Genomic DNA, 15,592 nt, shown 5'->3' on the forward strand with positions numbered 1-15,592 from the left:
TTCCCGTCGACGTCCGGATGAGTCAGCATTCCCTACTCACCGGGCGGGTTGCTCGGAGCAGGCCGCTCTCGAACCAGGACTTCCGATAACGGGCGTCTGGGTGTGGGCGACGGTTCCCCCACCCCGGTGCCCGCTCCCACCCTGATCAGAACTTGCGGCATCCCGTCCCCGGAAGACAGCTCCCGCAGCATTGTCCGTGTCGCGGCGCGTTCGGTCAGATGGGTGACGGGGCAGGTGGCGAGTCCGCGGTCCGTGCAGGCGAGCAGAACGGCGGAGAGTGCTTCGCCGCTCCGTAGCCAATCAAGTCTCGAATCCGAGGATGTGGAGAGCAGGAGGATCGCGGCGCTGTCTTCCGACGGGCCGCCGTCGGGTGTGCTCGCGCGGCCGGGTGGAAACTCACGTGAGAGGTGCACCGAGTGCTGCTGCGAGTCGGACAGGCGCGCCTGTTCCGGCACACCGTCGGGGAACAGTCCGCGCCCCGACCACCACCGCAGTTCGGCTTGGTAGGTGGGGTCGTCGTGCCGTAAACCGGTCATCCGGCGTGATGCGTCCTCGAGTGCGGGACGGCTTCGCTCGCCGAGGTCTTCGAGTTCGACGCCTGTTCCTGCAATGATTCGCACCAGCTGTTCGAGTGTCTCCGTCCACGCGGGCGGTGCGTCCAGTGGCAGTCGTTCGGTTCGCCTTCGTTCGATCGCCGCCGCCATTCGGGCGACGAAATCTGTCGGTGTCGGAGCCGGGACGAAGCCGATCGTCGACAGAAGTTGCCGGTCGGAGGAACGCGGCAGCCGTTCGATCACAGGACGCCAGCGATTCGCCGCGAAGGCGTACTCGAGGTGATTCAAGGCCGCACCGCAGGAGATCACCATCTGACGACCGAAGCCATCGGTGGCGGGTAGCAGCCGGTCGGGATCGCTGTACAACCGCAGGGCAGTGCCCATCACCCAACGCCACGGTTGGCTGTTGTGCAGTGACGGCGCGCGACACGCCAGCGCCACAGCTGACTCGACCGTACGTCGGTCGGGTACCACGGGCAGTTCTCGCGTGTTCACAGTGCGTCCGTGAATGTGGTGGGTGCTCCGCCGATCATCGTGTCTCCTGAGTTGTACTGGCTTCGAGTGTTGTGCTCGCAGCTCGGTGACTCTAGGGCCGTTGGTCATCGACGCCGCCGAGGAAGGTTGCACCATCTGACCGGCACATTTGCGGTGTAGCGGTCGCCGAACTCCACGACCTGATCAGGGACCGTGTCGGTGTCACAGTGAACCTTGCTGATCATGACCGGACACCGAGCCCGGTGCAGCATGTCCCGACTCGTCGACCCGAGGACCGCACGGCCGAGCGCGCCGTGCCCGTGGCTTCCGGCGACGAGAAGCTGCGCGTCCACACACCAGCGGAGCAATACTTCGCCAACTCCACCGGACTCGACAATCTCTCGCACGGCGACGTCGGGGTATCGTTCGGCCAGTCCCGCGAGACTTTCCGCCAGAACCGCAACGCTCCCGTTGACGGGCCGCGACCTCATCCGGTGCGTTCTCGGTTTCGGGCCGCACCACGACCCGGCACCGGGAGTGATGGGCGAGTCGCAACGCCGTCGCATTCAAATATCCTTCCACCGGGCCTCGTGCCGTCGACCCGATCACCACCATGGACGCCGAGTCCGCCAACGGCAACAGGGCGCAGGGCGCCGTCGATCCGGCCGGTAGGAAACACTCCACGGCGAGGGCACTCCGGTCGGCTCTGATGCTGCGCACCGCATCGGCCAGCAACGTTTCCCCTGCGATGTGGTCCTCGTCTTCCGACGGCAGGGGCCGCGGTTCTGTGTAGAAGACCGGGTGTGGGGGAAGCACGTGAACCAGGTGCAGCGTTGTTCCCTGCCTCTCCGCAACCGCGGCGGCCCAGTGTGCAGAGGCTCTCGCTGCCGCCGAGTCGTCGACTCCGACGACAACCGGGGCGAGAGAAGGTGTCCCCGCGTCGGTCACGGTCGACTCACCGCGTGCACACCATGCGGATGGCGATAGCGCCGGACGTCTTCCCAGGTTTGCAGCGGGCGCATCCCCGTCGGTGGTCTTCCGGCCCGAATCGTCGACAGGTCTCCGTCAGTGACCATCGGCCCTAACCTCGGGCCACGGATAGGCGAACACTGAGGTGGACGCACCGACTGTCCGACCCAGGTCAGGGCGGAGTGCGATTCACCGAGGAGGCGATCGTGGACAGCACCATTCCCGACGAGAACGTCGTTCGCATTGCCGTGGACCTCGCCTGCCGGGCACCGTCGGTACACAACAGTCAACCGTGGCAGTGGACGTACGCCGACGGCCAGCTCGACCTCTACACCGAACGCGGCCGCCTCTTGGCTTCCACGGACCCGTCGGGCCGACAGTTGGTCGTCAGTTGTGGTGCGGCGCTGAATCATCTCCAGACGGCATTGACAGGGCTCAAATGGTCCGTCGACATTCGGCGCGTCCCGGAGGGTCCGCACTCGGGGCACCTGGCGACGATTCGGTTCCGCCACGACGCCCGGCCTCAGTCGCACGACTTCGATCTGCTCGCGGCGATCCGGCACCGGTATTCCGACCGCAGGCCATTCGGCCCGATCAGCGTGAAAACCCCGTTGCCCACGGCATTGACCGACATGGCGCGGGGCATGGACGTCCACCTGACACGGCTGGGACAGGATGCTCGGCCGACCCTTGCGAAGGCGACGGAGTTGACTGCGGCGGTACGGAAATACGATTCCGCGTACCAGGCCGAGCTCCACTGGTGGGCCGGTCATTCGATTCCTCAGGGTGGAATACCCGCAGATTCGCTCGCGACCGCGGAGAACCGTGACCGCGTCGACATCGGGCGCCGCTTTCCCGCAGGCCGCGACAACAACGCGGCCGCGGAGATCGACCGCTCGACGGTTCTCGTGCTGAGCACCGACACCGACAGCCGCGATGCGTGGCTCAGGGCTGGTGAGGCCCTGTCCGCGGTGCTGTTGGAGGCTACCGTCGGCGGTCTCGCGACCTGCCCGCTGACGCACACGACCGAACTACGGCAGAGCCGGGAGATGATCCGCGAACTGCTTCCCGACCGCGGCTTCCCGCAGGCCCTGATTCGGGTGGGCACGACTGAGAAGAAGTCTCCGCCGCGTCAGACCCCGCGACGCCCTGTCGAGTCGGTGTTCTCGATCGGCCGCCGCCATTCCGCTCGTTGACGCTCCGGAACGCGTGTACACGGTCACGACCTTTCCGCGTACGCGAGCACCGACAGGACCGTCGACACCGCGGTGTCGACGGCACTATCGACCGCGGGTGAAAGCCCGCGGCCACCGCCCAGATCAGCGACCTCCACAGCCAGGACGATCGTTCTGTGGGGCAGCCGATTGAGTACGGCGCCGAGCTGAATGGTGTGGTCGAGCGGGATTCCGTGCGTGCTGAACGTCCCCGCCCGAACGTCGCCGAGGTCGTCCGGAGTGAGCCGATAGACGGTGCCGGGTCGCGGCGGGTCGCATACGACGGCGTCCACCGATGACGGCCAGCTGCGCACCGGTCCACGCTTCGAGCAGAGTGGCCGGGTCCCCATCGGATACCGACACGCACACGTCCGGGGCGACGTGGTCCGCGACCTGCCGCGCAACGATCGGGCCGATCCCGTCGTCGCGGCGGAGATCGTTTCCCAGCCCGATCACCACGACGGTCATCGGCGGTCGACCGTGAGGGTCAGAAAGTGGGTGGCGCAGGAGATGCACGGATCGTAGTTGCGGATGGTTCGTTCGCACAGCGTTGTCAGATCGTCATCGGCCAGCATGAGATTTCCGTCCACCGCGCGCCGTAGATCGTGTTCGATGGCAGCCTGATTCTGCGAGGTCGGAGGAATGATGATGGCGGCGCGGATCGATCCGGTCGGATCGAACTCGTATCGGTGATACAGCAGTCCACGGGGTGCCTCGCTGACCCCGTGCCCGACCGTGCGTATCGGTAGCCCGGCGGTGAAGGGCTCCGCAGGCCGCTCGTATCGGTCGATGATCCGCAACGCTTCCTCGACGGCGTAGACGACCTCGACGGCGCGGACGACGATGCTGCGGTACGGGTTCCGGCACTGCGCGCCCAGCCCGGCATCGGCGGCGGTCTGCGCCGACACTCCGGCAAGCTGCGACGACTTGAGTGAGTATCGAGCCAGTGGTCCGGTGAGGTACCGGCGGCCGTCGAGCTCGGCGTGGAGCGCGGTCGAGTGCGGGACCTGACGCTCGACCACGTGCTTCGGAAATTCGTCAGCGGTGCAACGTAATCCGGTCGACGACCAGATCTCGCCGTCGTCGATCGCGTAGCTGGAGTCGTCGTGAAGTGCGAGGAGGTCGTGGTCGAGTTCGACGTCGGGGAAGTCGAAGGACGACACCCATCGGACGGTTGCCACGGCGTGATCGAGTGCCGTGCACAGTTCGTCGGACAGGGGAATCAGTTCGGCTGTGGTCGGCATCCGGTGGAACCCGCCGATTCGGACGTTGACCGGGTGGATCGGTCTGCCACCGATCACATCGAGGATCGCGTTTCCGGCCTTCTTCAACGACAGGCCCCGCTCGACGGCCTCCCGATCGCGCCGGGCGAGGGCAATCGAATCCGGGAGCCCCAGAAAGTCGGGTGCGTGCAGGAAGTAGATGTGCAGCACGTGACTGGCAATCCATCCGCCGCAGTACAGAAGTCGCCGCAGATCCCTCACCGCGTCGTCGAGTTCGAGTTCGCATGCCTGCTCGATGGCATTGCATGCGCTCACCTGGTAGGCGACCGGGCAGATACCGCAGATACGCGAGGTGATGTCCGGGGGTTCGAGAAAGTGGCGGCCGCGGAGGAAGGATTCGAAGAAGCGGGGCGGCTCGTAGATGTTGAGTTCGACGCGTTCGGCTCTCCCCTCGCGCACGGTTACGTCGACCCGGCCCTCACCCTCGACCCCGGCGAGGGCGCGCACGGTCAGTTCCCTATTCCGGGGCGCCACGGTCGTGCCCTTCCGATCCGTAGGCCGCTACGTTGAACGTGGCGAAGATGCGGCCTATGGCGTCCTCGTTCATTCCGCACGTGCGCAGCCACCCGCTCATCGCGGCGAGATTCGGGTCGGTGGTGGGACCGAAGCAGCCGTAGCACCCGCGGGAGACCGACGGACACAGCGCGCCGCACCCGGAGTGGGTCACCGGGCCGAGGCACGGTGTTCCGTCGGCGACCATCACACACGTCAGTCCGCGCCGCTTGCACTCGGTGCAGGTTTCGAGTGCGACGGTGCCGCGGCCGGGTACCAGCGTGGTCAGGACGACACTTCCGGTGCCGAGCAGCCAGCACCGGGTCGCCGGTTCGTTCTCGCGGAAGACGAATTCCCCCGCGGCGAATCGAACCGGGGTGCTGAGTTCTGCGAGCCGCAGCCGGTGCCTGTGGTCGAGGTGGCCGAGGGCAGGGGCAGCGGCGCTTCGTCGGCGTTCACCGTTGCTCCCGGTCGTCCTCCGGCCGATACGCCGGCATGAGCTGGACGAGCCGTGCGGCCTCTTCGGTGATGTCGATACCGACTGGGCACCAGTCGATGCACCGTCCGCATCCCACGCACCCGGAGCTGCCGAACTGGTCGAACCACGTGCCGAGTTTGTGGGACATCCACTGCCGGTACCGGCTCTCCCCTGACGTCCGGATGTTCCCGCCGTGGACGTGGCTGAAATCGGGTTCGAAACACGACGGCCAATGCTGCCAGCGCTCGGCGTGCTCGCCGGTCAGATCGGTGACGTCCTCACTGGTGGTGCAGAAACAAGTAGGGCATACCATCGCACAGTTTCCGCAGGTCAGGCACCGGCTGGCAACGTCCTCCCAGACGTCGGCTCCGCGCGCGTCGCGGAGCAGTGCACGAAGATCCACCTCGGGCATTGCCCGTCCCATCCGGCCGGCTGCGGTGCTCACGGCGTTCCGGGCCTCGTCGACCTCTGCGGTCGCGGCGGTGTGGTGGTCGACCTCGGCGAGGACGGCGGCACCGGATTCGGTGCCGGCCTCGACGACGAAGCGGTGACCGTTGTCGTCGATGCGCTCGGTCAGTGCCAGGTCGTATCCGGGGCCGGCCGCCGGTCCGGTCCCCATCGAGGCACAGAAACACACACCTCCGGGTTCGGTGCAGTGGGCGGCCACGATGAACAGGTGCCGGAACCTGCGGGCGGTGGTGCTGTCGGAATCAGGGTCCGGGCACAGCACCCGGCGCAGGACCGCGATCGCCGCGAGATCACAGCCTCGAACCCCCACGAATGCGTAGGGCCGCTCGTCGGGTGCCGGTGCGATGAAGGCACCGTCCCGGTCGACGGACCACTGCTGCTGTCGTGGCGGATGGAGGAAGCGTTTCCACGACTGCGGGCCGGCCGAGTGGCCGAAGACCGCGGCGTCGTCCCGCCGACGCAGCCGATACGTCCCGGGCCCGGTTGTCACACCCCAGCCGGACGGTAGCCGCGCGCCGGATTCGAGTTCGGCGAGAACGATGGCCGAGTCCTCGACGGTGGGACCGACAACGCAATAGCCGCGGGCGCGGAGGGCCTCGATCAGTTGGTCGAGGCCGCGGCGATTCAGAACACTCGCATCGGTGTGCACGGTCGATTGCCCATCCATGCGCTCACTCCTTTGCCTTACCGGCGGGTCCGGTCACTCGGTGAGGTGAACGCGGCTGTGCGTGGCCGCTTCTACGTCGGACGCGGTGAGCTCGATCAATTGGTGGGCCAGGTCGGCCAACGCACGTGCCGTGGCCAGTTCGTCCCCGATCTCGGGGATCTCGGTGTCCGCGGGATTCCGGCGGGCGAGCCCGACCCCGACGAGGGTGTGGGTATCGCGGGTTCGGAGCCGGGCCTGTGCCCGGGTCCTGGATCCACCCTCGTCGGCGTCGTGTTCGTCGATGACGATCTCGACGGACCACTTCTTCTCGTTCATGTTCATCGGCCTCCGTTCGGTGTGGACGCGGTGTCGCGCCCTCGATGTGGTTCTCGGGTATGGGGTGTGCCGCGATCACGAGGCCACGACCACCCTCGTATCGGTTGTCTTCGCGCACAGCCCGAGGACGGCGCGAAACCCGTCGGCTATCGAATCGGTCAAGGCGGCGAGATCCGGGACGGCATCGGCGTCGGCGTTGATCGCGACACAGCATCGTGAGGTGTAGGACATCAAGGTGACGTTGAACGCCGATCCGAGTGTGGGGCTGAACGCGTAGTAGTGCAGAATCTCCGACCCGGCGACGAACAGTGGCACTGGCGATCCGACGACGTTCGAGGCGACGAAGTCGACGTGTTTGAGCATGTTTCCGAGTGTCGAGGCCGGAAGCAAGTTCAAGGCGCCGGCGATCGTCGGTGACAGCGGAATCGCGGACTCGTGGCGCCAGGCATCCACCGTGGCGTGCACCCGGCGCATCAACTCGGCGGGGTCGTCGATGTCGGTGGGTAGTGCAAAACGTGCCAGGGTGATGCGGTTGCCTCCCACCTGGTCCGTCTCGGCACGCAGGCTGATCGGCAGCGTCATCCGCAGTTCGCTGATCTCGGCGCCGTGCAGTCGGTGGTACTTCGCCATTCCCAGCAGGACAGCAGCCAGAAACGCGTCGTTGATCGAACCGGCACCCGCCGCGGCCGCCTGAGCGAGCGCCTCCACCGGCACGTCGAGCACCGCACAGTGACGCCGCGTGCTGCGTTTCGACATCACCGGGGACAGCGTGGACACCACGGGACGCGTGAGGCGCAGTGTGGAGCCGGCTAGTGCGGCTGCGTCGCGCCAGGTGGCCCTCGGAGTCCGGACCAGTCGAACACTGTTGCGGCCCAGCGCGTTCGATGCACGGCGGGCCACGTCGGCGGCCGTGTTCCGGTACCAGGAGAGGCGGCCCGGCGGAGTGGGCGATTCACCGTTCGGCGCGGCCGTCCGATGGTCGGTCCGGTCCGGCCGCGGCCTGCCGTCGCGGGTGAAATCCACGATCTCCCGGGCAATCTGCATTCCACTGACACCGTCGGTGAGAGAGTGATGCACCTTCATCACGAGGGCGGACCTGCCGTCGTGGAGTCCGTCGAGAACGGTGAACTCCCACAGCGGACGGCGCTTGTCGAAGGCGGTCATCTCGGCGGTCCGGGCGAAGTCGAGAACCCCGTCCCATGTTCGTGGTTCGGGGAGGGTGTAGCGGCGCAGGTGCCAGCTGAGATCGAAATCGTGATCGTCCGCCCACCTCGGCGGCGCAAAGCCCATCGGAGCCTCGATCGCCGTCCGCCGGAAGAGGGGAACCAGGTCGACCGCCCTGCGCATCATGTCGACGAATCGGTTCTGGTCCGGACTGCGGTCGAGCAGCGCGACCGCCACGATGGTCGACCGGAGGATCGGGTCCTGCTCCATCCGCCACGACATGAAGTCCGTCTGGGTCATGTAGCGCTGATTCGTCGTGCTCACGTCGGTCAACTCGCTCGTCGATTGGGTCTGCGGTCGGTGGTCTTCGGTGTGTCCCGCCGGGGCCCGGTCCCTTGGGGTTCCCGGCGGCCACGGGTCACATCGGCATCATGGGCATGGGTGGCAGAACACCCGTGCTGTGCAGCCACACCATGAACATGTGGAACATCTGCATCGCATCCATCACGGTCACCTCCTTCGCCGTGCGCTCGTGTCAGGGTGTCGTCCCGGCGCGCAGAATGGTCAGGCGACTCCGGTATTCCTGCTCGTCGATCTCGCCGCGCGCGAACCGCTCGGCAAGGACCGCTTCAGCACTGCGAAGCGGCGGCGACCCACCGGGCGGTGCCGGGAACGGGTGACTCACATAACGGATCAGCAGGATGATCCCCACGATCAGCAGCCCCCAGAAAAGCGCCATACCGGTGAACATCAGTGCATACCCCCAACCGCCGAAATCATCGTCGTACATCACGGGGCGGCCTCCTACGGTCTGTTCGGCGGTGTGTGTCCGGGTCGGCCCGCCGTACTACCAGTGTCCAACCGTGCGAGGGGTGGTTCACAGGGTCTTTCGGCCGTTTCCGGTGGTTTCGCTCCGGCGGAATCAGCGCGCCGTATCCGGCGTTGTATACAAGCGATGGCGGTGGCGTACCTGCACGGTGAGCCCGTGGTCGACATCTGGTCGGGATGGGCCGCGCGCGACACCCGCTGGCAATCCGACACCGTGTCGGTGTCCTTCTCCACGGGCAAGGGAGTTGCGAGCACGGTGCTCCACCGGGCTGGTGGACCGCGGACTGATCGACTACGACGCCCGTCGCCACGTATTGGCCCGAGTTCGCGAGTGCCGGCAAGGAGTTGGTGACGGTGCGGGAGCTGTTGACGCACCAGGCCGGTCTGCGCCGCGTGCGCGGACTGGCACCGGGACCCTCGGCGCTGTTCGATCACGACAGCGTCGTCGGCGCACTCGCATCCGCGGCGCCGGATCGTCGCTGAGCCGTCATGCCGGGCTATCACGCCGTCACGTTCGGATCACTGGTCGCGGAACTCACCACTCGGGCGACCGGCTCGTCGTTCACCGACCTCGTCCGCGCCGAGATCGCCGAACCCCTCGGAATCCGGGAGTTCTGGTTTCAGGTTCCCGCGGAGGAACGTCACCGCATCGCGAAGTCCTTCCCGCGCATCACTCCCTTCGGGGTGCCCCTGGGAGACCGTGTCCTTCGCCCTATCGTGCCTGCCCGTGCTGCGAAACATCGCACACGCAGGCATGCCGGAGGGGCCAGGGGCGTAGGTCATCTGGCTGCAATGCGGCAGGCTCGACGCTTGGCCGCCTGGCACAGTCCGGAAAGTGACGGTTGACCCTACTCGGTGGACGACATCGTTGGTTGAATCCGAAGTGACACGACACCCCGGAGTTCGTCATGAATCCCCCACGGCACCATCGTCGACCGGAAGATCAGTCGACACCGAGACACACGCGCTCACCAGCGCCGGACACCAGACGACCGAATCGACTGGCCCGACCCGAGCCCACTGGCGGACTGGTGGGCGCGTGTGATGTCCGGTGCACACCCATCGACGAGAACCGTCGGCTAGAACATGCTCGGGCACCGAGCGCCGGGATCGAGCCCACCAACCGCAGAAGGAGTCGACATGCGAGCACTCGTGGTCTACGAATCGATGTTCGGAAATACCCGGCACGTCGCAGAGGCGATCGCCCGAGGTCTCGAGTCCACGGGAACCGTCACAGCAGTCCCGGTCGCCCGAGCCGGTGACGAAGACTTGTCCGGCTACGATCTCGTGATGGTCGGCGGCCCGACGCATGTCCACGGGATGAGTCGCGAGTCGACCCGCCACGGAGCCGCCGTGACAGCGCACAAACCCGACAGCACTGTGGCACTGGAACCTGACGCGGAAAGCGAGGGCCTCCGCGAATGGCTCGACGGGCTCCCCCCGACCCACGGGAAGGCGGTGGCGTTCGACACTCGCGCCGACGGCCCTGCCCTCCTGACCGGACGAGCATCGAAGGGTATCGGCCGAAAGCTACGCCGGCACGGGTTCGATCTCGTCGCCGAATCCGAGAGTTTCCTCGTCGACAAGGAATCGCGGCTCGAGGAAGGTGAGGAGACACGCGCCGAGCAGTGGGGTCGGACACTCGCCCAGCAGGTCACTTCCGGTCGCGCCTGATCATCGTGCTTCCGACGTAATCTGGGCATACCGACGTCGCGGCAGTTCGGAAAGCAGTTGACATGCGTCCACCACCCGGGGGCTGAGCCCATGTCACACGCTGCGATCGATCTGCGACGGCACGATGCGGTGCTCTTCGACCTCGACGTCGTGATGGCCGAGTCCGCGCGGGCCGACACCACGAGAGCACTCGTCCGTCAGTTGCAGAGTCTCGGGGTGGCGACGGCGGTCTTCTCGACCGATCGCGACGTTCGACCGGTGCTCGACGCCGCGAGAATCGCCGACGTGTTTCCCGTACGGGTCGACGGCGCCTCACCGGTCGACGCCGCCGACCGGCTGGGGGCGCGCCCGGGCGGTGCGGTGGTCGTCACGGCCTCCGGAGAAACGGCTGCCGCGGCCACGCGTGGCGGCTTCGCACTCGTCATCGGGGTCGGTCACGACCACCGCGCCGACGACTTGAGAAGATGCGGAGCAGATATCGTCGTCGTCGACCCCTCCGAGATCCCGTTCCGTGCAGGCGATCTCCGGCTATCCGAAATTCCGGACGCTCTGACCTCTCGGCACGAACTCCCCGCCGTCCTCCGTGTCCGCAGGCCCGCAGTGTTTCTCGACTTCGACGGCACCCTCGCGAATATCGTGTCCGATCCTGCGAAGGCCGTCCTGGTCGACGGTGTGGCCGCCGAGTTGGCCCGATTGACACGCAAGTGTCCGGTGGCCGTGATCAGCGGACGCGACCTCGCGGACGTGCAGACACGGGTCGGTATGGCGGAGATCTGGTATGCGGGCAGCCACGGGTTCGAATTGGCCGGACCGCAGGGGCAGTACTACCAGAATCCCGACGCTCTCGCCGCGGTACCGGTGCTGCATCACGCCACCCGCGCCCTCACCGACCGCCTCCGTGGCGTGCCGGGCGTGTTGATCGAGCCCAAGAAGTACACCGTCGCCGTGCACTATCGCAACGTTGCCGCCGATCGGATAGACGAGGTCGTTGCCACGGTCCACGATGTCGCCACGTCCGGGGAGGTCCGGCTCAGAGTCACCGGGGGTCGCAAGGTCGTCGAACTCCGTCCCGACGTCGATTGGGACAAGGGACGCGCACTGAACTGGGTCCTCGAGCACATCCACGACGCGAGATCCCTACTGCCGATCTACGTCGGCGACGACTTCACCGACGAGGACGCATTCGACGCCGTGACGGCGAACGGGGTGGGGATCGTCGTCCGCAGCAGTGAGGTCGGGGATCGACGGTCTGCGGCACGCTTCGCCGTGACCGATCCAGTTCAGGTCCGCGTACTGCTGCAGCGGCTGGCGGATCGTCTCGGCCGCGACCCCGAGACCGCGTCTGCCGCCGATGCATGGATGCTGTTCTTCGACGGCTATGAACCCGCGACCGAGAAGCTACGGGAGGCCGTCTGCACTCTGGGGAACGGCTACTTCGCCACTCGCGGGTGCGCACCCGAAGCAACCGCCGGCCCGGTCCACTACCCGGGCACGTATCTCGCGGGTGTGTACAACCGCTTGCGCGACGAGCGGGCCGGGATGGAGATCGTGAACGAAAGCATGGTGAACGCGCCGAACTGGCTGACGACGACCTTTCGTATCGAGGGCGGGCCGTGGTTCGACGTCGACGCCGTCGACCTGCTCGAGTACCGCCAGTACCTCAATCTGCGTCGCGCCGTACTCACCCGCCAGTTCCGGTACCGCGACGAGACGGGGCGAACGACGTCGGTCATCCAGCGGCGATTCGTCGCCATGCACCTCCCCCACGTGTGCGCGCTGCAGACGACGATCATCGCCGACCTCGACGTCGGTGTGCCCGCCCGTGGGTTGCACGGTGAGGCGTATCGGGGCCACGTCTTCTGGGACGAGTTGTTCGTCTTCCCGGTCCTGAATCTGCGGGTGCCAACCTTGACCCGGTCGTTGCTGCGCTACCGGTACCGTCGTTTGCCGGAGGCCCGCCGGGCCGCGCGGGCGGCCGGATATCGCGGCGCGATGTTCCCGTGGCAGTCGGGCAGCGACGGCCGGGAGGAAAGCCAGCAACTGCATCTCAACCCGCGGTCCGGTCGTTGGCTCCCGGACCCGAGTTGGCGCCAACACCACATTGGCATCGCGATCGCCTACAACGTGTGGCACTACTACCAGGTCACCGGGGACCTCGAGTTTCTCAGTGATTTCGGCGCCGAGATGCTGGTGGAGATCGCCCGATTCTTCGCAGGCCTCGCCTCCTACGAGGCGCCCCGGGGGCGCTACACGATCCGCGGGGTCATGGGACCGGACGAGTTTCATTCCGGCTACCCCGAGGCTCCGCACGAGGGAGTCGACAACAACGCGTATACCAACGTCATGGCCGTGTGGGTGATCCTCCGGGCGAGAGAGGCGCTCGATGTGATTCCGGCCCCGGACCGGTCCGATCTCGTCGACTCCATGAGCTTGGACGTGGGCGAGATGGCCCGGTGGGCGGACGTGAGCCGCCGCATGTTCGTTCCCTTCCACGATCGGGTCATCAGTCAGTTCGAGGGCTACGAGGCGCTGGCGGAACTGAACTGGGCCGGCTACCGGGAGCGGTACACCGACATTCAAAGGCTCGACCGCATCCTCGAGGCGGAGGGGGACGACGTCAACCGGTACCGGGCATCGAAGCAGGCCGACGTGCTGATGCTGTTCTATCTGCTGTCGGCCGACGAACTGCGTGATCTGTTCGAGCGACTCGGATATCAGCTCGAACCGGAGGCGATACCGCGCACCATCGACTACTACATCGCCCGGACCTCGCACGGTTCCACACTCAGCGCGGTGGTGCATTCCTGGGTGCTGGCCCGCGCCAATCGCGACAAGGCCATGGAGTTCTTCGACAGGGTGCTTGCATCCGACATCACTGACATCCAGGGAGGTACGACCTCCGAGGGGATCCATTTGGCAGCCATGGCGGGGAGTATCGACCTGCTTCAGCGCTGCTTCACGGGACTTGAAACTCGTGGTGATCGCCTCGTTTTCAATCCGGAATGGCCGAGAACGCTCGGTGCGCTCGAATTCTCGATCGTCTATCGCGGACATCAGTTGTGGCTGACCATCAGCGGTCGCCGCGTTCAGGTCAGTGCGGGCGCCGGAAATCAACGCGCGATCGAGATCTCGTGTCGTGACCAGGTGGTCCGACTGGAGCCGGGGTGCACGGTCAGTCTGGGCTAGCCACCGTCGGCGCTGCCCGTCCGCGACCGGCGCCTCCCACGGTCAGCTGACCGGCCATCCTGGTGTGCGGCCGCGATCGTTCCACTCTCGATCCCACTGGCGCATCCGGCGTCGGCCGTTCGTCCAGAGCACCCCCGAGTACAGCAGGAGGGAGCCGACCGCCGCGGCCGCCCAGACCGACAGTGCCGCGCTCACGGCGATCGCCGCGTTCTGCACTCGAGAACGGGGCTCGGCGACGACGTTGCCGTTCGTGTCCACCCATACGGTGACCGTGTCGCCGCTGTGCGTGCCGGGTCTGGTTTCCACGGCGGTCGAGCGCAGGGTGCCGTCCACCGAACGGAACCACGATCAGGATGAATGTGATCAGGACGGCCGCGACGACGGAGTCGCATCGGTCCGTGGCACGCATGAGGGGATTTCGGCTCCAGGGCGCCAGGCGCCACCAGGGCAGTGCCTGATCAGGATCATCACAGCCTCCTCGGACCGTCCTCCTGTTTTCGAGCCTTGCGCGCACGAGGTGAGTGGCTAGGGCCCAAGGTCATTGGCAGGGATGACCGGGGCCGGACCGGCCTCGGAAGAGTGGCCGAGAGTCACAATTGCCGCGCCGTTCTCCCGCGAAAAACCGAGAAGAGTGACTTTCGGCCCTGGAATCGAGCGCGCCGTTATCGCACCGTTGCGGAAGAGCCGGCGCACGACATCGGAACCACCCGTCGGCGAGGGAACGAGGAACATCATGTTCGAAGGCCACGCCACCGCATCGCCGCGCGATGATCGTCACCGCCGAGACGACGAACCTGAGGAGTTTCTGTACGTGCATCCCGCCGGCTTCGCGCTCTCAGTGGTGTCAGGGGCAGCGGCCGCAGGCCTGGTCGTCCTGCTCGGCGCCTGGCTCGCAACCCCCCTCGTCGGAGTCGGCGCCGCCGCGACACTCATCGCCACCGTCGGTCTGGCGGCGGCGATGTTGATGCCCCACCGGCCACGCCGGCATGGGGCGAGCCAGGTTCGTCCAGCTGCTCGATAACCGCCGGAGGCCCTCGAGTGGGACGCTTCGGATGCCTGCGGATCTCGGCGTAGTCTGATTTTCCGGAGCGATCACACAGCAAGACTGGAGGTTGCCGCATGATCAACGTCTTTCTCGTGGACGATCACGAGGTCGTCCGGCGCGGAATCGCGGACCTCCTCACCGCCGACCCCGACCTGACCGTCGTCGGTGAAGCCGCCTCCTACTCTCAGGCGATGGCACGAGTGCCCGCACTGAAACCGGACGTTGCAGTCCTTGACGTAAGACTCCCCGACGGCAATGGAATCGAACTGTGCCGCGAACTGCACTCACTGATGCCGGAATTGCATTGCCTCATCCTCACTTCGTTCACGGACGACCAGGCGATGCTCGACGCGATTCTCGCCGGGGCCAGTGGATACGTCGTGAAGGACATCCGGGGTATGGAACTGACCCAGGCGGTCCACGACGTCGGGGCCGGCAAGTCGCTCCTCGACAGTCGCGCCGCCGCTGCTCTGATGGTGAAGGTCCGCGCGAAAGCCAGTGAGAAGGAAGGAATCTTTGGGCATCTGACCAATCAGGAACGGACACTCCTCGCCCTGCTCGGTGAGGGGCTGACGAACCGTCAGATTGCTGCGCGGATGTTCCTTGCCGAGAAAACCGTCAAGAATTACGTGTCCAGGCTGCTGACCAAACTGGGGGTGGAGCGCAGGACTCAGGCAGCGGTACTTGCCACGAAGATGCCGTCGAGACCGTCCGACACCTGACGGGCGAAGCCCTGAGTCCAGTAGCGGTTCCGTCATGCGGCAACGCCACTACGTGGGAG

Annotated in this window: 14 protein-coding genes and 3 pseudogenes; 6 read left to right on the top strand and 11 right to left on the bottom strand. The window is 66.4% G+C overall.

The window, feature by feature from the left end; genetic code table 11:
* Positions 1 to 32: 32 nt before the first annotated feature.
* The 3 genes and pseudogenes from ACNJ7E_RS32080 to ACNJ7E_RS32090 all read right to left on the bottom strand — a co-directional run.
* Positions 33 to 1,049, bottom strand: coding sequence for an Acg family FMN-binding oxidoreductase (locus ACNJ7E_RS32080; RefSeq protein WP_418341809.1), 1,017 nt, complete (start codon positions 1,047 to 1,049; stop codon positions 33 to 35).
* Between the two features lie 104 nt (positions 1,050 to 1,153).
* Positions 1,154 to 1,594, bottom strand: coding sequence for a universal stress protein (locus tag ACNJ7E_RS32085; RefSeq protein ID WP_418341810.1), 441 nt, complete (start codon positions 1,592 to 1,594; stop codon positions 1,154 to 1,156).
* Positions 1,595 to 1,604: 10 nt separating this feature from the next.
* A pseudogene (locus tag ACNJ7E_RS32090) lies at positions 1,605 to 1,976 on the bottom strand (universal stress protein); the annotation flags it as partial.
* A 203-nt stretch (positions 1,977 to 2,179) separates the two neighbouring features.
* Between ACNJ7E_RS32090 and ACNJ7E_RS32095 the strand changes: the two are divergent.
* Entirely contained in the window at positions 2,180 to 3,193 is a 1,014-nt protein-coding gene (locus ACNJ7E_RS32095) for an Acg family FMN-binding oxidoreductase (RefSeq protein ID WP_280783220.1), read from the top strand.
* 23 nt (positions 3,194 to 3,216) lie between these two features.
* Here ACNJ7E_RS32095 and ACNJ7E_RS32100 read toward each other — a convergent pair whose 3' ends face one another.
* The 7 genes and pseudogenes from ACNJ7E_RS32100 to ACNJ7E_RS32130 form a co-directional block, all read right to left on the bottom strand.
* A complete protein-coding gene (locus tag ACNJ7E_RS32100; RefSeq protein WP_280783218.1) occupies positions 3,217 to 3,525 on the bottom strand; it encodes a hydrogenase maturation protease in 309 nt (102 codons plus the stop codon).
* A gap of 150 nt (positions 3,526 to 3,675) precedes the next feature.
* Positions 3,676 to 4,968 (bottom strand): Ni/Fe hydrogenase subunit alpha, encoded by a 1,293-nt coding sequence (locus tag ACNJ7E_RS32105; RefSeq protein ID WP_418341811.1) that lies wholly within the window; start codon positions 4,966 to 4,968, stop codon positions 3,676 to 3,678.
* A pseudogene (locus tag ACNJ7E_RS32110) lies at positions 4,952 to 5,233 on the bottom strand (NADH-quinone oxidoreductase subunit B family protein); the annotation flags it as partial. The gene ACNJ7E_RS32105 and the pseudogene ACNJ7E_RS32110, both read right to left, overlap by 17 nt.
* A 208-nt stretch (positions 5,234 to 5,441) precedes the next feature.
* A complete protein-coding gene (locus ACNJ7E_RS32115; protein ID WP_418341812.1) occupies positions 5,442 to 6,599 on the bottom strand; it encodes a 4Fe-4S dicluster domain-containing protein in 1,158 nt (385 codons plus the stop codon).
* 33 nt (positions 6,600 to 6,632) lie between these two features.
* The gene (locus ACNJ7E_RS32120; RefSeq protein WP_280783214.1) at positions 6,633 to 6,920 is read right to left on the bottom strand and encodes a DUF1876 domain-containing protein; all 288 of its coding nucleotides are present in this window, start codon (positions 6,918 to 6,920) and stop codon (positions 6,633 to 6,635) included.
* Between the two features lie 69 nt (positions 6,921 to 6,989).
* Entirely contained in the window at positions 6,990 to 8,411 is a 1,422-nt protein-coding gene (locus tag ACNJ7E_RS32125; RefSeq protein WP_418341813.1) for a wax ester/triacylglycerol synthase domain-containing protein, read from the bottom strand.
* A 202-nt stretch (positions 8,412 to 8,613) separates the two neighbouring features.
* Entirely contained in the window at positions 8,614 to 8,868 is a 255-nt protein-coding gene (locus tag ACNJ7E_RS32130; protein ID WP_164063258.1) for an SHOCT domain-containing protein, read from the bottom strand.
* A 174-nt stretch (positions 8,869 to 9,042) separates the two neighbouring features.
* Between ACNJ7E_RS32130 and ACNJ7E_RS32135 the strand changes: the two are divergent.
* From ACNJ7E_RS32135 to otsB, 3 genes and pseudogenes are all read left to right on the top strand, one after another.
* A pseudogene (locus tag ACNJ7E_RS32135) lies at positions 9,043 to 9,672 on the top strand (serine hydrolase domain-containing protein); the annotation flags it as partial.
* Positions 9,673 to 10,046: 374 nt separating this feature from the next.
* Positions 10,047 to 10,580, top strand: a complete 534-nt coding sequence (locus tag ACNJ7E_RS32140; RefSeq protein WP_280783212.1) for a flavodoxin family protein — start codon at positions 10,047 to 10,049, stop codon at positions 10,578 to 10,580.
* Between the two features lie 90 nt (positions 10,581 to 10,670).
* Positions 10,671 to 13,766: a trehalose-phosphatase gene (gene otsB, locus ACNJ7E_RS32145; RefSeq protein WP_418341814.1), complete on the top strand. Its 3,096-nt coding sequence runs from the start codon at positions 10,671 to 10,673 to the stop codon at positions 13,764 to 13,766.
* Between the two features lie 42 nt (positions 13,767 to 13,808).
* Here otsB and ACNJ7E_RS32150 read toward each other — a convergent pair whose 3' ends face one another.
* A complete protein-coding gene (locus ACNJ7E_RS32150; RefSeq protein WP_280783211.1) occupies positions 13,809 to 14,099 on the bottom strand; it encodes an Rv1733c family protein in 291 nt (96 codons plus the stop codon).
* A 400-nt stretch (positions 14,100 to 14,499) separates the two neighbouring features.
* Between ACNJ7E_RS32150 and ACNJ7E_RS32155 the strand changes: the two genes are divergently transcribed.
* Positions 14,500 to 14,787, top strand: coding sequence for a hypothetical protein (locus tag ACNJ7E_RS32155; protein ID WP_280783210.1), 288 nt, complete (start codon positions 14,500 to 14,502; stop codon positions 14,785 to 14,787).
* 98 nt (positions 14,788 to 14,885) lie between these two features.
* Positions 14,886 to 15,533 (top strand): response regulator transcription factor, encoded by a 648-nt coding sequence (locus ACNJ7E_RS32160; RefSeq protein WP_280783209.1) that lies wholly within the window; start codon positions 14,886 to 14,888, stop codon positions 15,531 to 15,533.
* Positions 15,534 to 15,592 lie beyond the last annotated feature (59 nt).

The sequence above is a fragment of the Rhodococcus mengyinensis genome (assembly GCF_048381435.1).
In the GTDB taxonomy this organism is placed as follows: Bacteria; Actinomycetota; Actinomycetes; order Mycobacteriales; family Mycobacteriaceae; genus Rhodococcus_F; species Rhodococcus_F opacus_D.